The 17,039-nt window shown below is 59.4% G+C and carries 19 protein-coding genes; 5 read left to right on the plus strand and 14 right to left on the minus strand.

The window, feature by feature from the left end; all coding sequences use genetic code 11:
* Nucleotides 1-28: 28 nt before the first annotated feature.
* The 3 genes from polA to ACN0SW_RS05480 form a co-directional block, all read right to left on the minus strand.
* Nucleotides 29-2,839, minus strand: coding sequence for a DNA polymerase I (gene polA, locus ACN0SW_RS05470; RefSeq protein WP_417726899.1), 2,811 nt, complete (start codon nucleotides 2,837-2,839; stop codon nucleotides 29-31).
* Between the two features lie 398 nt (nucleotides 2,840-3,237).
* A complete protein-coding gene (locus ACN0SW_RS05475) occupies nucleotides 3,238-3,993 on the minus strand; it encodes a DsbA family protein (protein ID WP_417726900.1) in 756 nt (251 codons plus the stop codon).
* A 16-nt stretch (nucleotides 3,994-4,009) separates the two neighbouring features.
* Nucleotides 4,010-4,189 carry a zinc-finger domain-containing protein gene (locus ACN0SW_RS05480; RefSeq protein ID WP_417726901.1) on the minus strand — a complete coding sequence of 60 codons (180 nt, stop codon included), beginning with the start codon at nucleotides 4,187-4,189 and terminating at the stop codon, nucleotides 4,010-4,012.
* Between the two features lie 74 nt (nucleotides 4,190-4,263).
* On the opposite strand from ACN0SW_RS05480, the gene ACN0SW_RS05485 reads away from it, so the two are divergent.
* Nucleotides 4,264-5,193 (plus strand): ABC transporter ATP-binding protein, encoded by a 930-nt coding sequence (locus ACN0SW_RS05485; RefSeq protein ID WP_417726925.1) that lies wholly within the window; start codon nucleotides 4,264-4,266, stop codon nucleotides 5,191-5,193.
* On the opposite strand, the gene zapE is transcribed toward ACN0SW_RS05485, so the two are convergent.
* A complete protein-coding gene (gene zapE, locus ACN0SW_RS05490; protein WP_417726902.1) occupies nucleotides 5,190-6,251 on the minus strand; it encodes a cell division protein ZapE in 1,062 nt (353 codons plus the stop codon). The genes ACN0SW_RS05485 and zapE overlap by 4 nt on opposite strands.
* 45 nt (nucleotides 6,252-6,296) lie before the next feature.
* The gene (pip, locus tag ACN0SW_RS05495) at nucleotides 6,297-7,271 is read right to left on the minus strand and encodes a prolyl aminopeptidase (RefSeq protein WP_417726903.1); all 975 of its coding nucleotides are present in this window, start codon (nucleotides 7,269-7,271) and stop codon (nucleotides 6,297-6,299) included.
* A 48-nt stretch (nucleotides 7,272-7,319) separates the two neighbouring features.
* Here pip and ubiG point away from each other — a divergent pair, with 48 nt between their 5' ends.
* Nucleotides 7,320-8,066, plus strand: coding sequence for a bifunctional 2-polyprenyl-6-hydroxyphenol methylase/3-demethylubiquinol 3-O-methyltransferase UbiG (gene ubiG, locus ACN0SW_RS05500; RefSeq protein ID WP_417726904.1), 747 nt, complete (start codon nucleotides 7,320-7,322; stop codon nucleotides 8,064-8,066).
* Between the two features lies 1 nt (nucleotide 8,067).
* On the opposite strand, the gene ACN0SW_RS05505 is transcribed toward ubiG, so the two are convergent.
* Genes ACN0SW_RS05505 through ACN0SW_RS05520 form a run of 4 tightly spaced genes read right to left on the minus strand, consistent with a single transcriptional unit; the run spans nucleotide 8,068 to nucleotide 10,339 of the window.
* A complete protein-coding gene (locus tag ACN0SW_RS05505; RefSeq protein WP_417726905.1) occupies nucleotides 8,068-8,514 on the minus strand; it encodes a MarR family winged helix-turn-helix transcriptional regulator in 447 nt (148 codons plus the stop codon).
* A complete protein-coding gene (locus ACN0SW_RS05510; RefSeq protein WP_417726906.1) occupies nucleotides 8,515-9,345 on the minus strand; it encodes a carbon-nitrogen hydrolase family protein in 831 nt (276 codons plus the stop codon).
* Between the two features lie 5 nt (nucleotides 9,346-9,350).
* Nucleotides 9,351-9,608, minus strand: a complete 258-nt coding sequence (gene grxC, locus ACN0SW_RS05515; RefSeq protein WP_417726907.1) for a glutaredoxin 3 — start codon at nucleotides 9,606-9,608, stop codon at nucleotides 9,351-9,353.
* Between the two features lie 32 nt (nucleotides 9,609-9,640).
* A complete protein-coding gene (locus ACN0SW_RS05520) occupies nucleotides 9,641-10,339 on the minus strand; it encodes a double zinc ribbon domain-containing protein (protein ID WP_417726908.1) in 699 nt (232 codons plus the stop codon).
* Between the two features lie 47 nt (nucleotides 10,340-10,386).
* Between ACN0SW_RS05520 and ACN0SW_RS05525 the strand changes: the two genes are divergently transcribed.
* The gene (locus tag ACN0SW_RS05525; protein ID WP_417726909.1) at nucleotides 10,387-11,205 is read left to right on the plus strand and encodes a methyltransferase domain-containing protein; all 819 of its coding nucleotides are present in this window, start codon (nucleotides 10,387-10,389) and stop codon (nucleotides 11,203-11,205) included.
* A 60-nt stretch (nucleotides 11,206-11,265) separates the two neighbouring features.
* Nucleotides 11,266-12,330, plus strand: coding sequence for a ferrochelatase (hemH, locus tag ACN0SW_RS05530; protein WP_417726910.1), 1,065 nt, complete (start codon nucleotides 11,266-11,268; stop codon nucleotides 12,328-12,330).
* A 72-nt stretch (nucleotides 12,331-12,402) separates the two neighbouring features.
* Here hemH and ACN0SW_RS05535 read toward each other — a convergent pair whose 3' ends face one another.
* Together ACN0SW_RS05535 and ACN0SW_RS05540 are read right to left on the minus strand one after the other, a co-directional pair.
* Nucleotides 12,403-12,591 (minus strand): hypothetical protein, encoded by a 189-nt coding sequence (locus ACN0SW_RS05535; protein ID WP_417726911.1) that lies wholly within the window; start codon nucleotides 12,589-12,591, stop codon nucleotides 12,403-12,405.
* A 144-nt stretch (nucleotides 12,592-12,735) separates the two neighbouring features.
* A complete protein-coding gene (locus tag ACN0SW_RS05540) occupies nucleotides 12,736-13,338 on the minus strand; it encodes a L,D-transpeptidase (RefSeq protein ID WP_417726912.1) in 603 nt (200 codons plus the stop codon).
* Between the two features lie 170 nt (nucleotides 13,339-13,508).
* On the opposite strand from ACN0SW_RS05540, the gene ACN0SW_RS05545 reads away from it, so the two are divergent.
* Nucleotides 13,509-14,021 carry a CAP domain-containing protein gene (locus ACN0SW_RS05545; RefSeq protein ID WP_417726913.1) on the plus strand — a complete coding sequence of 171 codons (513 nt, stop codon included), beginning with the start codon at nucleotides 13,509-13,511 and terminating at the stop codon, nucleotides 14,019-14,021.
* Here ACN0SW_RS05545 and ACN0SW_RS05550 read toward each other — a convergent pair whose 3' ends face one another.
* The 3 genes from ACN0SW_RS05550 to ACN0SW_RS05560 all read right to left on the minus strand — a co-directional run bounded on the left by ACN0SW_RS05550 (nucleotide 14,022) and on the right by ACN0SW_RS05560 (nucleotide 17,009).
* Nucleotides 14,022-14,522, minus strand: coding sequence for a L,D-transpeptidase family protein (locus ACN0SW_RS05550; RefSeq protein ID WP_417726914.1), 501 nt, complete (start codon nucleotides 14,520-14,522; stop codon nucleotides 14,022-14,024).
* 75 nt (nucleotides 14,523-14,597) lie between these two features.
* On the minus strand, nucleotides 14,598-15,821 hold the full coding sequence (locus ACN0SW_RS05555; RefSeq protein WP_417726915.1) for a class I SAM-dependent RNA methyltransferase: 1,224 nt from the start codon (nucleotides 15,819-15,821) through the stop codon (nucleotides 14,598-14,600).
* Between the two features lie 42 nt (nucleotides 15,822-15,863).
* Nucleotides 15,864-17,009, minus strand: a complete 1,146-nt coding sequence (locus ACN0SW_RS05560; protein ID WP_417726926.1) for a CCA tRNA nucleotidyltransferase — start codon at nucleotides 17,007-17,009, stop codon at nucleotides 15,864-15,866.
* Between the last annotated feature and the right edge of the window lie 30 nt (nucleotides 17,010-17,039).

The raw sequence follows: 17,039 nt of genomic DNA on the forward strand, positions 1-17,039 counted from the left end.
CCACCGGGCCTGTCCGTGTCGCTGAACGTCAATGCGCCTCTGCCCAATTCACGCCTTGGCCTGCATCCACCACCAAAGGCACGTCGAGATGCACCGCCGGGTCTGCTGCGCCCTGCATGATGTCGCGGGCCGTGTCGATGAGACGGTCAACCGCGTCCTCGGCCACTTCAAAGATCAGTTCGTCGTGGACCTGCAGCAGCATCTTTGCGGGCAGGCCTTGTATCGCGCCCGGCATGCGGATCATCGCGCGGCGGATGATATCGGCAGCGGTGCCTTGTATCGGTGCGTTGATCGCAGCACGCCGGGCAAATCCGGCGCGCGGGCCCTTGGCGGCAATCTCGGGTGTGTGGATTTTCCGCCCGAACAGGGTTTGAACATAGCCATGTTCCTTGGCGAAACCGGTGGTGTCATCCATATAGGCGCGGATTCCAGGGAACCGTTCGAAATAACGATCAATGAAGCCCTGCGCCTCGCCGCGCGGAATGCGCAGATTCCGCGCAAGACCAAAGCCAGAAATCCCATAGATCACCCCGAAATTGATCGCCTTGGCCTGACGACGGATGTCGGGCGTCATTTGGTCCATGGGGACGTTGAACATTTCTGAAGCGGTCATGGCATGAATGTCGAGACCATCCCGAAACGCCTGTTTGAGTGTCTCGATTCCAGCAATATGGGCAAGGATTCGCAGCTCAATCTGGCTATAATCGAGACTGACAAGGCGGTTGCCCGGTGCAGCGATAAATGCCTCACGGATACGGCGGCCTTCCTCGCTGCGTACAGGAATGTTTTGCAGGTTTGGATCAGAAGATGAAAACCGTCCCGTGCTGGCCCCGGTTTGCAGATAAGACGTGTGCACACGGCCTGTATCAGGGTCAATATGATCCTGAAGCGCATCAGTATAGGTCGATTTGAGCTTGGAGAGTTGCCGCCAATCGAGCACACGGGCTGGCAATTCATGCTCTGTTGCCAGATCTTCCAGAACGTCCGCACCCGTGGCATAGGCCCCGGTCTTGCCCTTCTCCCCGCCGGGTAGGCCCATCTCGTCAAACAGAATCTCGCCCAGTTGCTTGGGCGAACCGACGTTAAAACTGCGCCCCGCCAGTTCATGTATTTCTGACTCTAACGCCGCCATTTTCTGGGCAAACTTGCCGGACATGGCACGCAGCGTATCACGATCGACCTTGACGCCGTACCGCTCCATCTGCGCAAGAACCGGCACAAGCGGGCGCTCCAGCGTTTCATAGACCGTGGTGACCCGGACACGGTGCAGTTGCGGCTTGAAGCTGAGCCAGAGACGCAGGGTAATATCGGCATCTTCGGCGGCGTATTTCACCGCTTCATCCACCGGAACGCGGTCAAAAGTAACCGCCGATTTGCCAGTACCAAGGAGGGATTTGATCGGAATCGGGCTATGGGCCAGATAGCGCTCGGACAGCGTATCCATGCCGTGTCCATGCAATCCCGCGTGCAGCGCATAGGACATGAGCATCGTATCGTCGATGGGCGCAACCGCTATGCCATAGCCGGCAAAAATTTTGGCGTCATACTTCATATTCTGGCCAATTTTGAGAATGGACTCATCCTCAAGCAACGGTTTGATCGCGGCCAGCACGTCCAAGAGCGGCATCTGCCCCTCGGCCAGGGTGTCAGAGCCAAACAGATCATCCGCCGCGCCGTCCATATGCCCAAGGGGGATATAACAGGCCCGGCCCGGCGCGGTGGCAAGCGAAATACCCACCAGATCTGCCTGCATTTCATTGAGCGAGGTGGTTTCGGTGTCAATGGCCACATAGCCCTGCGCCCGGATCGCGGCGATCCATGTGTCGAGAGATGCGAAATTCGAAACACGCTCGTAGGATTCAGGCTCAATTGCGGGCCAATCGGGTGCCGCCTGCCCCTCATCCCCGCCTTGCTGCGGGCCGGGTTCGGGAATGGTCGGGGCCTCTTTACCCAACGCATCGGCAATACGTTTCGACAGGGTGCGGAACTCCATCTCCGCCAAAAAGCCGAGCAAAAGCTCGGGATTCGGATCACGAACTTCTAGGTCGTCCAGCGTAAAGCCAAGCGGCGTATTGCAATCGAGCTGCACAAGGCGTTTGGACATCTCGATCTGCGCGCGCTTCTCAATCAGGGTCTCGCGGCGCTTGGGCTGCTTGATTTCGCCTGCGCGATCCAAGAGTTCCTCCAAAGAACCGAATTCGTTGATCAAGAGCGCCGCCGTCTTGATCCCGATGCCCGGCGCGCCGGGCACGTTATCGACACTATCCCCCGCCAAAGCCTGCACATCGACCACACGGTCGGGAGCCACGCCAAATTTTTCGCGCACCCCATCTACGTCGATCAGGCGGTTCTTCATCGCGTCCAGCATCTCGACCCCATCGCCGACCAGCTGCATCAGGTCTTTGTCCGATGAGATGATGGTAACCCGCCCGCCCAGATCGCGCGCCTGACAGGCGAGCGTGGCGATGATATCATCAGCCTCGAACCCCTCGATTTCCTCGCAGGCAATGTTAAAGGCGCGGGTCGCCTCGCGGGTCAGCGGAATCTGCGGACGCAGATCCTCGGGCATCGCCTCGCGGTTAGCCTTGTAGTCAGGGTAGAGATCGTTGCGGAACGTATGGCTGCCCTTGTCAAAGATCACTGCCACATGGGTAGGCGCATCCGACCCGTTGTTGCCCTCAACATAGCGTTGCAACATATTGCAAAAGCCCGCGACCGCCCCAATCGGCAACCCGTCAGATTTGCGCGTCAGCGGCGGCAATGCATGATAGGCTCTGAAAATAAAGGAAGAGCCGTCAATCAGATGCAGGTGACAGCCTTTTCCGAATTGCATGGTCATGCGCGCCCCACTCATGTTTGTGAATTACGTCTGACGGTGTGCCACGAAGTGCCCGCTACTTCCAGACGGTTCATGCCCCGCCAAGATTTCGCCACATTTTCTCCGAATTGGCGACACAGTTTTTCCATGTGCCCCGTAGATCGAAACATGCAGATTTGAGACACTGGGCTTGCGGAGGGCGGCCTGCCCAAATTCTTTTAGCGGTTTTTGAGTTGTCGTTTCAGGCCATGTGCCTCCGCACGAACCTAAACCCGCAGCGCCGGTCAGGCGCAGTTTGGCCGGTAGCCGCAGATCAGCGGAGACGCAAGATGGCGAAAACTGCCCCAAAACCCAGAGAACCCACCCCAGCATCCGGTAAACCAATTTCAACACCGAAATTGATCTTCAAAGATTTTGCATCAATCTGACGCCGTGGTTCCCCAACATGGGACAGGTTCTGATTCAGCCCGCTCCAAGACCAGAATACGGTGCAACTGACGTTTTGTCAGGTTTCCCAGAATGACAGTCCGGCCAATCACCAGACCCGGCGTGCCATAAAAGCCAAGCTGCCGGGCCAGCCTCGCCGATTGATCCAGCCTCTGTGCCACTTGGGTCGCGTTCATGTCCTGCAAAAGACGGTTTCCGTCTATACCCTGATCCACGGCCAGTTGCCTGAGATAGGCGTCAGTGGGCAGAAACGGAGTACCCATCAGACGGGCATGAAAGGCGGCATAGGCCCCCTGTAGCCCAGCGGCAACAGACGCGCGCGCCGCAACCCGAGAGACCGCTCCAAGCAGCGGCAACTCGTGCCACGTCACGTCTGCGCCGCCCTCTGCCTCGATCTCCTTGAGGATTGGCGACAGCATGCGGCAAAAAATGCAGCGCGCATCCGAGAAATACGCCAAGGGAACGGCATCTTCTGAGGGCTCTGAACCAAAAAGCGCGACACAGTCGAGAGCGGGGCCCGGCATTCCGGCGGACTCATCGCTCACGTCCAAAAGCGCCAGAGACCGTCCTGCGGACACCTCGCGGGTCACCAGACGCCGAAAGCCGGGCAGGCCGGGCATCGCCTCAAAGGTCAGGCGCGGCTCAATCGCACGTCGGACCAGAGTGCCACCGCCATAGACACCTGCCACCGCCACGCCGGACACAAGCAATCCGCGCCGCGTCAGCATGATACCGGCCTTAACCTCAGGCCTTTCCCTCGGAATCTTTGTGGACCAGCTTGGCGTCGCAATAGGGGCATTCGACAAAACCTGTCTCGTGCGGGATCTGCAACCAGACGCGGGGATGACCCAGCGCGCCCTCGCCCCCGTCGCAGGCGACACGGTAGTTGTCCACAATGCGGGTTTCCGGGGCCTGCGTTACCATCGGGGCGTTTCCTTTTGCCGTACTTTACACTAGGTGCGAATATGAGTGAACACGAGCCAAGGGGCAAGAGCAGCATGGCGGCAAATGCCATTGAAATCCGTGGGCTTACAAAAACCTACGGCGGCGGGCGTCACAGCCCGGAAAAACAGGCGCTCAAGGGGGTTGATCTCGATATTCCCCAAGGATCGGTCTTTGGGCTGTTGGGGCCGAATGGGGCCGGGAAATCGACGCTGATCAACATTCTGGCGGGATTGGTGATCAAAACGTCTGGTCGCGTCACGATCTGGGGTTTTGATCAGGACCGAAATCCACGCCAGAGCCGCGCTTCCATTGGGGTCATGCCACAGGAATTGAACCTTGATCCGTTCTTTACACCGCGTGGCGCATTAGAGGTTCAGGCCGGGCTCTATGGCGTGCCACGCCGAGAGCGGCGCAGTGATGAAATCCTGCGTTTGATCGGGCTGGAGGACAAGGCAGAGGCCTATGCACGCACCCTCTCTGGGGGGATGCGCCGCAGGCTCCTGCTGGGCAAGGCATTGGTGCACCATCCGCATATCCTCGTTCTGGACGAGCCGACGGCAGGGGTGGATATCGAACTGCGTCAGATGCTGTGGGAAAATGTCCGACAGTTAAACGCGCAGGGAATGACGATCATTCTAACCACCCACTATCTCGAAGAAGCCGAGGAAATGTGTGACGAAATCGCCATCATCAATTTGGGCGAAGTGGTGGCTCGTGACAGCACCGCCAATCTCTTGGGCCGACTGGATGCCAAGACCATGATCATTCAGCCTGACAAGCCGGTGGTGACATTGCCCGCGGGTGAGGGTCTGACTGTCGTGCAGCGCAGTGATGGCGCGTTGGTGATCACCTATAAATCCGCAGCCACCACTGCAGAAGCCGTGTTGGCCGCCGTCCATGCCGCTGGGATTACCATTCGTGACGTAAAGACCGAGCAGGCGGATTTGCAGGATGTGTTTTTGGATCTGACGCGAAGCCGCTAGTCGTCCTTGCCCCAACCTTCGGATTGCATTTCGCGCATCCGACTGGCTGTGCGCTCGAACTCAAACGACCCTTCACCCTCGATATAAAGGTATTCCGGCACCGCCGCCGCCGAACAGATCAACTGCACACGCGCCTCATAAAGCGCGTCGATCAAGGTGACAAACCGCTTGGCCTCGTTGAAATTGCTGCGGCCCATCTGCGGGATGTTTTCTAGGATCAGTACCCGCGCCGCCTCGGCCAGCGCCAGATAATCCGCCGGGCCCAGCGGATTGCCGCAAAGATCATAAAAGGTCGCCCGCGCCACGCCATTGTGAAAGGCCGGAATTTCCACCGCACGCTTGTTCACGATGATGGTATGTGGCCCGCCGCGCCCCTTGGTCAGATCCTGCCAGATCGTCTCTATTTCGGCCCGACTCTCTGAATTGATCGGAGAGAAATAGCTTGGACTGCCGATTAGACGATCTTGGCGGTAGTCGGTCGGACTGACCATTTCATGAATGATCATCCGCTCTTTCAAGAGGTCGATGAACGGCAGGAAAAGCTGACGATTCAGGCCGTTTTTATAGAGCTCATCAGGCAGACGATTAGAGGTCGTGACCACCACGACACCCGCCGCAAACAACGCCTCGAACAGACGCCCCACGATCATCGCATCCGTGATGTCAGTGATCTGCATTTCATCAAACGCCAAAAGGCGCAAGGATTTGGCAACCTCAGCCGCCACCGGAGCCAACGCATCCGTCTCATTCCGAGCGCGCGCGGCATGCAGACCAGCATGAATTTCCTGCATGAAGGCGTGAAAATGCACACGCCTGCTGGGCACCTCAAGTGTCTCGACAAAGAGATCCATCAGCATGGATTTACCGCGTCCGACCCCTCCCCAGATATACAGCCCCTTTGGCGGCTCTGGCGCCCGTCGAAACCAGCCCTTGCGCGGGGCCTCGTCCAAGGCCATGCGGATCCGCTCAAATTCAGGCAAGAGCGCCTCCTGAGCGGGATCATGTGATAATTTGCCGTCCGCCACAAGGCGGGCATAGAGATCGGGCAGCGTTTCCATATGCCTCACTTAGCGCGATGCAGGGTACGGGAAAAGCAGCAAAGCTCAGACCGTGCGGGCCAGTTTCTGCATCACGCCCACGAGTTCGGCACTGATCCCCGGCTCTGACAGCGCATGGCCTGCAACCGGAATCATATGCAGGTCTGCTTCGGGCCAAAGCTCGGCCAGCCGATGCGCCGTAACAGGCGGGCAAATCATGTCATACCGGCCTTGCACGATAGAGCCGGGAATATGCGCGATCTTGCCCATCTGATCGAGGATCTGCCCATCGTAATCAAGAAACCCGCGATGCATGAAATAGTGATTCTCCAGCCGGGCAAAGGCGCGGGCGTAATCGGCGGGGCTATCGCCACCCACCCCGGTGGAATGCACCGTCGCCAGCGCGTTTTCCCACGACGACCATGCTTTGGCGTGGCTCACTTCCTCGCTCAGATTGCCTGAGAACAGACGCCGGTGATAGGCGGTGATCAGGTCGCCGCGCTCATCCTCTGGAATCAGCTCCAGAAACCGCGCCCATGTTTCCGGCCAGAACGCTCCGGCCCCACCGCCATAGAACCACTGCAATTCCGCCTCGGTCATGGTAAAGACGCCGCGCAGCACCAAATGCCGGACAGGCTCCGGATGCGCCTGCGCATAGATCAGAGCCAGTGTCGCGCCCCAACTGCCACCAAACACGATCCAGCGGTCGATACCCAATGTCCTCCGAATCAGCTCGATATCAGCCACCAGATGCCATGTGGTATTCGCCTCGACGCTGGCATGCGGGCGCGAGCGGCCACAGCCGCGCTGATCGAACAAAATGATCCGATAGATCGCAGGGTCGAAATAGCGCCGCATCGCCGGACTGCTCCCGCCACCCGGTCCGCCATGCAGCACGATCACTGGCACCCCATCAGGACGGCCCGATTGCTCCATATAGACGCTGTGCCCGTCGCCCACATCCAGCATTTGCCGGTCGAAGGGTTCGACCGGAGGATGAAGATACTGCACTGCGCTCTTTTGGCCTGAGAATTTGTCCATGAATGTCCTATATAAGCCGCGAGACCAAAAGAGCATATGGAGAGCAGAATGCAAGCCGCTCAGAGCACGATTGACCCCACAGAAGTTGCCAAGTTCGAGGCGATGGCCGCCGAATGGTGGGATCCGAACGGGAAATTCAAACCGCTGCACATGCTCAACCCCTGCCGACTGGATTATATCACAAGCCAGATCGCAGCAGAATTTGATCGGAACCTGAAAAGCAATACGCCTTTCACCGGGCTTCGGATCCTCGATATCGGCTGCGGTGGCGGCCTCTTGAGCGAGCCGATGGCGCGTCTGGGCGCGACCGTGGTCGGAGCAGACGCCGCCCCCCGAAACATCCCCGTGGCACAGGTGCATGCGGCCCAATCCGGGCTCGACATCGACTATCGCAACACCACCGCCGAGGATCTGGCAGCAGCGGGCGAACAGTTTGACGTGGTGCTCAACATGGAAGTGGTCGAGCATGTGGCCGATCCGCTGACCTATCTCACCGCCTGCCAACAGCTATTGAAACCGGGCGGGCTGCATGTCTGCTCGACCCTCAACCGCAACCCCAAGAGCTATGCCATGGCCATCGTGGGCGCAGAATATGTCATGCGTTGGCTGCCTAAGGGCACGCATGACTGGTCCAAGTTTATCACGCCCGATGAGCTGTATGAACTGCTGCGCAACGCCAGGCTGGTGCCGGTAGACCGCAAGGGATTCGTGTTCAACCCGATCACCTGGGGCTGGCGCCTGTCCGACAGGGATCTCAGCGTGAATTACGTGACCACGAGCCTGAAACCGCGCTAGATCAAGTGCCCGGCTCCAGCCGGGCGCGCAATTCGCGCAGCACCGGCAGGCTGGCGCGAACCCGGTCCTCGCCCAAGTCCCGAATCAGGTCCGAGACCATCGGCGTAATCGCGGCGATGGCGGCATCGCGCGCCTGACGGCCCGAGGGGCTGATTGCCACCATTTTGCGCCGCGCATCGTCCCAATCCGGGCGAATATGCACATATCCCGCCCATTCAAGCTTGCTCAGCGTATTGGTCATCGCCCCGCGCGTGACGTGAAAGCTTTTGGCCAATTGCGCCGGGCTGCGCTCGTCCCCGATCCGCGCAAGGTGATTGAGCACCGAGAAATGCGAAATCTCCATGCCCTTTGGCAAAACCTTGGTCAGTCGATTACGAATCAACTGCTCATTCGTGAGGATCTCGCTAAAGAGCGCCACGGCAAGGGAATTGCTGGTCGTATCGGTCATTCAGGGCCCGTCAAACGCTCGATCGTGGCGCAGCGAAGGCACGCGCCTGCGCGCTTGTGCCACCGCATCGGGGTCAAGATCAACCATCACGATGCCCGGCTCGACGCCGCCATCGGCCAAAACCTCGCCCCAAGGGGCCACAACCATGCTGTGGCCATGGGTCTGACGGGTGCGTCCGGTTGTGGCGGCATGGGTGCCGGTTTGGGCCGGAGCCAGAACAAAACAGCCGGTTTCAATAGCCCGAGCACGCAGCAGCACCTCCCAATGCGCCGCGCCCGTAACATGCGAAAACGCAGCTGGCACAGCAAGAACGCTCGCCCCCGCCTGCGCCAAACAGCGGTGCAGATGTGGAAAGCGAATGTCGTAACAAATCGTCAACCCCAGCTTGCCCAGCGGCATATCGGCCAGCACGGCGCGGCTGCCCGGACGAAACCCGTCCGACTCGCGATAGGTTTCCTCAGGCGTGACATCGACGTCGAACATATGGATCTTGTCATAGCGCGCGACGATGCCACCATCCGGCCCAATCAAAAACGAACGGTTGGCAAAACGCCCGTCTGGGTCCTCGGTCTTGAGCGCGAGCGATCCGATCAACAGCCAGACACCCGCCTCAGCCGCACGGGCACGCAGCGCGGCGAGTGTCGGATCGTTGTCTTCGGACTGCAGCACCGTTTTTTGATGTGTACGACTGCCTGAAACGCAATTGGTGACCTCAGGCGTCAGGATGAACTCGGCGCCTTGGGTCAAGGCGTCATCCATCATCGCCAGAACAACCGCCAGATTGGCCTCTGGATCATCGCTGCTGTTCAGCTGAAGAAGAGCCGTGCGCATACCCATCACCCGCGCAGGAGTGAATCAAGTTTGCCCGCCTGCTCTAGCGCATAGAGATCGTCACAACCGCCAACATGGGTATCGCCCACAAAAATCTGCGGTACGGTGTGACGCCCATTCGCCCGCTTTAACATCTCGGATTTGCGCGCAGGCTGCGCAAGTACGTTAATTTCAGAGAAATTGACGCCCTTCTTTTGCAATAGTCGCTTGGCTGAGTGACAAAAGCCACACAGCGGTGAAGTATAGATTTCAACTGGTTTCATGGTTGGGTTTCCCGGTTCGCTTTCGCGCGAACTTAGGCATCCTTGGCGGCGCGCGCCAGTGTCAGAATACTCACATCCCCGGCACCAGCTGAAAAACAGGCCTGAGCGGCGACCGAAAGCGTCGCACCAGAGGTCATCACATCATCAACCATCAGGATCGACCGGTCTTTGAGGCGCGCGGCATGCCGGGGGTTCAGCCGGATTGCATCGGCCAGCATCGCATGGCGCGCCTCAACGCCCATTCCCTTTAGCGTTTGCGTGCGCTTGGGGCGAATCAGGAGGTCTGGGCAACAGGGCAGCCCGGTCTCGCGCCCGAGCGCCTGCGCTAAAAGTGCAGACTGATTGAATCGGCGCGACAGCATCCGCATCCAATGAAGCGGGACAGGCACGATCAAGGTATCTGGACGCAAGAGCGGTTGCGCCGCGCGCGCCATCCATTTTCCGGCAGGGCGCACCACATCATGCCGGTCACCATGTTTCAGCAGCAGCACCAGTTTTCGGCCATTCTCGTGATAACGCATCGCCGCGCGCCCCTGTGACCAAGGCCGCGCCAAGCGCAGACAGTCATCGCAATGCTCTGGCATTTCATGAGCTTCACCGGGCAAGGGCACACCGCAAGTGTCGCAGACCAGACCAGAGATAAACGGCGTATCACGCCAGCAGGGACCGCAGAGTCCGAAATCGCTGTCCACCACCACGCCGCAGAGCGTGCAGCGGGCTGGATAGACCATGTGAACCGCCGTTTGAAAAGCTGCTGTCAGCACTCTATCCTAGCCCCATGAAGCAAACACCCCTGACCGACCGCACCGCCCTGATCCGCAACCGCCAGCGCGCCCAGCGCACGCCGGCCCTCTTCCTGCACGAAATCGCTGCCGATGAGGTCAAGGATCGTCTGAGCTTGGTTAACAAAACCTTTACCGCACCCGCCGTGGTGACAGGTTTTCCACAATTCTGGCAAACCCAACTGCCAGAGGCCCTAATCGTGCCGGATGATGAGGTTTTGACGCTGGAGCCGGGCGCACATGATCTGGTGATTCACGCCCTCTGCCTGCATTGGGCCAACGATCCCGTGGGCCAGCTCATTCAGGCACGCCGCGCCCTGCGCCCCGATGGGCTCATGCTCACGGCGCTCTTTGGCGGCGGCACGCTCAGCGAATTACGCAGCGCTCTGGCTCAGGCCGAGGCTGAGGTCAGCGGTGGTCTCTCTCCGCGTGTCCTGCCTATGGCGGAAATCCGCGATCTGGGTGCCTTGATGCAGCGCGCGGGCCTCAGTCTGCCGGTGGCCGATAGTCTGCCGCTCAGTACCAGCTACGCCAATCCGCTGGCGCTGATGCGCGACCTGCGCGCCATGGGCGAATCCAATGCCATGACCGCGCGCCACAGGGGTCTGACCCGACGCCAAGTGCTCAACCGCGCCTGCGACATATACTCAAGAGCCTTTGGCACGGGTGACGGGCGCATCCCCACCACCTTCGAAATGATCTTCCTCACAGGCTGGGCCCCCGACGCCAGCCAACCCCAGCCACTGCGCCCCGGATCGGCCAACGCCCGGCTTGCGGATGCCCTTGGCGCAGTCGAAAATCCGCTGAAAGATTGACCTTTCAAGCATAGCCTATATGTCACCTGTGTTGCGGAACTCACAGGATAGACCCTCGCCATGCTTGATGCCAGCCATGATGCCGCCCGCCCTGAACATGCCACCGCCGACCACCCCAAGGTGCCGCGCGCGAAAACCGGCGTGCTGCTGGCCAATCTCGGCACACCGGATCATTATACCTATTGGCCAATGCGCCGTTATCTGAACGAGTTTCTGTCAGATCGCCGGGTAATCGACTACTCCCCTTGGAAATGGCAGCCGCTGCTACAGCTCATCATCCTGACCAAGCGTCCCTTTACCAGCGGGCATGCCTACAAATCCATCTGGAACGAGGAAAAGGGCGAAAGCCCCCTGATGACCATAACCCGCGATCAGACCGCCAAGATGGCAGCATCCATGCAGGACCGCTATGGCGATCGGGTGATGGTGGATTTCTGCATGCGCTATGGCAATCCCTCGACCAAATCCAAGGTGCGCCAGATGGTCGAGGCAGGGTGCACCCGTATCCTGTTTTTTCCGCTCTATCCGCATTACGCTGGCGCCACCTCGGCCACCGCGAATGACCAGTTCTTTCGCGCACTGATGGACGAGACATGGCAGCCCACTGCCCGCGTGGTCGAACCCTATTTCGAAAACCCGCTCTACATCGAAGCGCTCGCGCAGTCGGTCGAGCGCGCCTATGCGCAGGTCGAAAAGCGCCCTGAAATCCTCGTCGTGTCTTATCACGGCATGCCGAAACGCTATCTGATGCAGGGCGATCCCTATCACTGCCAGTGCCAGAAAACGACGCGCCTTCTCAAGGAACGGCTGGGATGGAAGGACACAGAGATCACGACGACATTCCAATCGGTCTTTGGTCCCGAGGAATGGCTCAAGCCTTATACGGTGAAAGAGGTCGCGCGTTTGGCTCAGGAAGACGGTAAGAAGCGAATTGCCGTCATGGCCCCGGCCTTTTCCGCCGATTGCATCGAGACACTGGAAGAGATCAACGAAGAAATCCGTGAAAGCTTTGAAGAGGCGGGCGGCGAGGAATTCACCTATATCCCCTGCCTCAATGATGACGACGCCCACATCCGGGCGTTGTCGTCGATCATAGAGTCGAACCTCAGGGGCTGGCACGACTGATCACAGACGCGCCGGACAAACAAAAAAGGCAGTGGTTTCCCACTGCCTTTTTCATTTGGTGTCGATGCTGTATTAGTCAGCTGCGACAACAGCTGCGACGATTGCCAGCAGAACCAGCGGAACCCAAACGCCAGCGGCGGACGAGCTTGCAGCGGTTTCTTCAACAACCACCGGTGCCTCGATGACGGGCTCGGACAGGTTGCCAGCGAATGCGGTCGAAGCGGCAGCGCTCAGGGCAGCAGCGAGAACGAGTTTCTTCATAAATTATCCTCCAGATATTGGCCGGACGCTGCAATACACAACGCCAAGCACCCAAGACTTACCTCGTAGTATTTTCTAATCAGCAAAACTGAACGATTGCAATTACATCTTAGAAGAACAACCACATAAACCGCCTATTTTTCGTCAAATTAGCAACACTTGTGTGCCAACCTTGGTCAAGCTGAAGAGTTCGGCAATGTGTTCATTGTAAAGACCCACACAGCCATTGGATGACCTGCGCCCGATCTTGCGCGTGTCATGGGTTCCATGAATGCGATAATAGGTCCAACTCAGATAGAGCGCGTGCGTTCCCAGGGGATTATCTGGTCCCGGCGGCACAAATGCCGGCCATTCCGGATTACGCTTGAGCATTGACGGCGTCGGACGCCAGCTTGGCCCTTCGACCTTGCGCACAACCGCAGTGCGGCCGCGTCGCGTAAGATCCTCAGTCAACGGCACCGAAGACGGGTACAGCCTGTAGATGGACTCATCCGCGCTCCAGAAATGCACAGCACGCGAATCGACATCGACCAGAATAGCGCCGTTGTTCAGGTTCGAAAAATATGGCCGCCAATCCAGCATCCGAAAGCCGGAAATATTGCGCCTTACGGTTTCCTCAAGATCGCGCTCCATTTCGACGGTGTCGTCGCTGTCAAGGCTTTGCGCAAGCGCAGGCGCGCCCATCAAAGCTGCGGCACCCGTCAGAAACATGCGCCGGTTCCATGAAATCCCAGAGTTCTTGGTCATCTGCGTATCTCCAGTCGGGTAAGCCAATACAATTCAGCAATATATGGCGCGAAGGACGCAGTCACAAATCAAACCATGCGCCACAGGCAATCTTATGCGCATGTGGGTTTGAATCGCAACGCAAGCCGGGCTAAAGCGGGATCAGAAACAATTTCGGGTGGTTCTGGATCATGGCGCGTCTCTATATCCTGCTGGTGTCGGCTCTTTTGGCTCTTTCGGCCTGCGCCGCCCCGCCGCCACCGCAACTCGGCTCTGATGGCAAGCCTTTGCCCCGTGTCTATCGAATCAAGCCGGGTCAAACCTCCGAGATTCAATTCCGCATGCTCGATTCCGTCAATTCCCTGCGACATGCAGCCGGCCAGGCCCCGCTCACGCTTGATTCATCGCTGACCGCCGCTGCCGCAACCCATTCACGTGACATGTCGGTTCAGAACCGGCCATGGCACTTCGGCTCAGACGGGTCATCGCCGCTCGACCGTATTCGCCGGGTCGGATACTCTGGCAATCTGGTGGGTGAAACCATCTCGGAAACCTATGAAACCGAGCTGCAAACCCTCGCTGCATGGATGGAAGAAGAAGGCACGCGCCGCGTGATACTGGCGCCCGAGGCCCGGAATATGGGGTTTTCTTGGCTTCAGGAACCGGGCGGCAAAATCTGGTGGACGATGATCCTTGGCAACTGATCACGCATAGATCGTGATCGGCGTCCCATCGCGAACCATCGCATAGACATCCTCCATCTCTCGGTTCAGCACCGAGATACATCCCGCCGTCCAGTCCGGCTTCATAAAGGCGAGTCTGGTCGGCTCGCCATGGATAAAGATGTCCCCGCCGGGGGATTTACCGACCGCCTTTGCATAGGCGATATCCGCCTCATTCGGATAGGAAATCCCCAGTGACAGATGGAACGCGCTGTTGGGGTTCCGCCGATCAATGAAATACTCACCTTCCGGCGTGCGGCCATCCCCCTCGAATTGCTTGTGACCTGCGGGCGCAAAGCCCAAATCAACCTTGTATCGCTTGAGCGGCCGGTCGTGATGCAGCAAAAACATCTCGCGCTCGCCCTTGTTGACGATCACGCGCGTTACTTCGGGGCCGCGATAGGTCCGAAATTTGGATTGGGTCGCACAGGCCGACAGGGCCGACAACCCTGCCAACACCACAAAACGCCTCTTTAGGTTCATTGGTTTTGATCCGCTCACTGCTCGGGTCTTTTCTACCTCAAAACCGGGGTTCTGTGGTAGAGGATTTTAAACAAGTCAGGTTTTGGCCAGCGAGAATCCGGCAACCAGCTCCACATGCGACGACCAGCGGAATTGATCCACCACCTTCACCGGCCCCATCGCATAGCCCGCCGCAAGCAGCGTCCTCGCATCTCGGGCAAAAGTCACGGGATTGCACGACACATAGGCCAGGCGCGGCAGCCCGGCGCGGGCAATCTCGGCGACCTGCGCCTCGGCCCCTGCGCGCGGCGGGTCAATCACCGCCGCCTCAAACTTGGATAGCTCATCCGGCAAGAGCGGGCGACGAAAGAGATCCCGTGCCTCCGTGCTCAGCGGATATAGTCCCTCGACACCGCGTCGACCGACATTGAGCGCCTCTAGCATGGTGGCATCGCCCTCTACCGCATGCACCTGCGCATGCGCCGCCAAGGCAAGCGCAAAGGTGCCGCACCCGGCAAAGAGATCCAAAATACGCCGCGCACCACTCAAAATAGTCTCTGTTTGCGCCAAAAGCGCCGCTTCCCCCTCTGCCGTAGCCTGCAAAAAGGCACCGGGCGGCGGGATCACCCGTGCTCCCCCAAAGATCTGCACCGGCGCGCGGCGCGTCACCACAACCTCATCCCGCCAGCCAAGCCGCGCCAGATCATGCCGCTCTGCCAGCGCCGCCAGCGCAATCCGCAACGGGCCGTCCAGCGGCTTGCCGTCAGCCACTACCACATCAAGCCCAGCACGCGACTGCGTGACACTGACCGCCAGCGATGCCTTACGGCTTGCCCCCGTCGCGGCCAGATCACAGGCAATCGTGAGGCCGCGCATCACTTCGGGATGCAACAACCGACAATCCGGCACCTCGATGACCACATCGCTCCCACGCGCATGAAACCCCGCCATCGCCCCGTTTTTCGTGCGTTTGGCCGTAAATGTCGCGCGGCGTCGGGATTGTGGCGGCGAAACATGGATCGGCAGAAACTCAGCCGTGATGCCATGCGCCGTCAATGCTGCCCGCACCACCTCCTGTTTCCAATTGGCGACAAACCCATCCGAGGCATGTTGCACCTGACAGCCGCCACAGGACCGGAAATGACGGCAAGGGGCGGTCACGCGATCCGACGAGGGGGTGACGATCCGCACATCCGTCAGGGTTTGGCCCACCAAACGGCCAGAAACCCGCTCTCCCGGAAGGGTCAGAGGCGCATAAACCGGCCCATCGGCAATGCCGTCGGCTTGGTGGCCCAGTCGGATGATGTCATGTTCGCTCATGGATGCGGCTTTAACCTGCAACGGCGCGGTGCGAAAGCCCGCTCAGATCAGATCTTCACGCCTGAGCACAAAGCCCGAATCTATCCAGCGCCGCTCCAACGCCTGCAAGCGCGCCCCAAGCGCCGGACCTGTGTATTCCGGCATAAGGTCTGCCGCCGCGACAGGAAAGCGCGCATCGGCCCCTTGGGTCAGCCCCTCAACAGCCTGCGGATCGGGCGGCATATCCAGCAATGCGGCGCGCAAGAGCAGGATCGCCCTCCCGTCCTCAACACCATACCGATACCCAAGCTCTCCAGCCCGCGCCCCTCCGACAGCCGCCTCTCGCAATAGACACACCCGCCGCGCGTCCGCCTTGGACAGGCGCAACCGGTCGGCGACAGCCTCTCCTCCCAGTGCTGTAAGGCGCAAAATCGCATCTGGGGCGATGTTTGTCTCTGATTCAAGGTGCACCATCACGGTCAACGCGCGCCCATCCGCCCCCGGCAAGATCGCGTGCAACACCCCCGCTGCCTGCATCGCCGCCAGCGCTGGCGCCGGATCAGGCGCCGCAAGCAACTTGCGTATTTCAGCGCCCACACGCTCGCGCGACAAATCCGCAAGCCCGTCGAGATTGCTTGCGCAAGCGGCCAATCCGTCCGGGTCAAGCCCGCCCGCAGGATCGCCATACCACGCGTGAAACCGGAAAAACCGCAAAACCCGCAGATAATCCTCACGAATACGTTGATCGGCATCTTCGATGAACCGCACCCGTCGCGCGCGCAGATCCTCCAGCCCCCCCAAGGGGTCAATTACCGTACCATCAGGGCGCGCATAGAGCGCGTTCATAGTAAAATCGCGCCGCCGCGCATCGGCGTGAATGTCGGTGGCAAAGGCCACGACCGCATGACGGCCAAAAGTTTGAACATCCTCGCGAAATGTGGTCACCTCATGCGGGATATGACTCGAGATGACGGTAATCGTGCCATGTTCGAACCCCGTCGGCACTGGCTTTAACCCGGTCGCCGTGGCCAGATGCGCCACCACCTCGGGCCGCGCATCAGTGGCAATGTCGATATCCCCCACCGGCGCACCCAAAAGCGTGTTACGCACACAGCCACCGACAAATAGCGCCTGATACCCGGCCTCGGTCAGCATCCGGCACACCACTTGCGTTGCCTGCACCTCGATCCATGCGCCCGACAGCTTCATTCTGACCCCGCCAGATCGGCGAGATTGCGC

The organism is Roseovarius sp. (genome assembly GCF_048262375.1).
Classification (GTDB): domain Bacteria; phylum Pseudomonadota; class Alphaproteobacteria; order Rhodobacterales; family Rhodobacteraceae; genus Roseovarius.

Coding starts and splice junctions, on each gene's coding strand:
- zapE (WP_417726902.1), bottom strand. CDS start 6,251: ATGGAAACGCTGCCCGATCTCTATGCCCGCCTTGTGGCGGACGGCAAA.
- ACN0SW_RS05520 (WP_417726908.1), bottom strand. CDS start 10,339: ATGGTCTATCCAGCCCGCTGCACGCTCTGCGGCGTGGTGGTGGACAGC.
- grxC (WP_417726907.1), bottom strand. CDS start 9,608: ATGAAACCAGTTGAAATCTATACTTCACCGCTGTGTGGCTTTTGTCAC.
- polA (WP_417726899.1), bottom strand. CDS start 2,839: ATGACCATGCAATTCGGAAAAGGCTGTCACCTGCATCTGATTGACGGC.
- ACN0SW_RS05560 (WP_417726926.1), bottom strand. CDS start 17,009: ATGAAGCTGTCGGGCGCATGGATCGAGGTGCAGGCAACGCAAGTGGTG.
- ACN0SW_RS05535 (WP_417726911.1), bottom strand. CDS start 12,591: ATGAAGAAACTCGTTCTCGCTGCTGCCCTGAGCGCTGCCGCTTCGACC.
- hemH (WP_417726910.1), top strand. CDS start 11,266: ATGCTTGATGCCAGCCATGATGCCGCCCGCCCTGAACATGCCACCGCC.
- ACN0SW_RS05540 (WP_417726912.1), bottom strand. CDS start 13,338: ATGACCAAGAACTCTGGGATTTCATGGAACCGGCGCATGTTTCTGACG.
- ACN0SW_RS05480 (WP_417726901.1), bottom strand. CDS start 4,189: ATGGTAACGCAGGCCCCGGAAACCCGCATTGTGGACAACTACCGTGTC.
- ACN0SW_RS05475 (WP_417726900.1), bottom strand. CDS start 3,993: ATGCTGACGCGGCGCGGATTGCTTGTGTCCGGCGTGGCGGTGGCAGGT.
- ACN0SW_RS05505 (WP_417726905.1), bottom strand. CDS start 8,514: ATGACCGATACGACCAGCAATTCCCTTGCCGTGGCGCTCTTTAGCGAG.
- ACN0SW_RS05510 (WP_417726906.1), bottom strand. CDS start 9,345: ATGCGCACGGCTCTTCTTCAGCTGAACAGCAGCGATGATCCAGAGGCC.
- ACN0SW_RS05550 (WP_417726914.1), bottom strand. CDS start 14,522: ATGAACCTAAAGAGGCGTTTTGTGGTGTTGGCAGGGTTGTCGGCCCTG.
- ACN0SW_RS05485 (WP_417726925.1), top strand. CDS start 4,264: ATGGCGGCAAATGCCATTGAAATCCGTGGGCTTACAAAAACCTACGGC.
- pip (WP_417726903.1), bottom strand. CDS start 7,271: ATGGACAAATTCTCAGGCCAAAAGAGCGCAGTGCAGTATCTTCATCCT.
- ubiG (WP_417726904.1), top strand. CDS start 7,320: ATGCAAGCCGCTCAGAGCACGATTGACCCCACAGAAGTTGCCAAGTTC.
- ACN0SW_RS05525 (WP_417726909.1), top strand. CDS start 10,387: ATGAAGCAAACACCCCTGACCGACCGCACCGCCCTGATCCGCAACCGC.
- ACN0SW_RS05545 (WP_417726913.1), top strand. CDS start 13,509: ATGGCGCGTCTCTATATCCTGCTGGTGTCGGCTCTTTTGGCTCTTTCG.
- ACN0SW_RS05555 (WP_417726915.1), bottom strand. CDS start 15,821: ATGAGCGAACATGACATCATCCGACTGGGCCACCAAGCCGACGGCATT.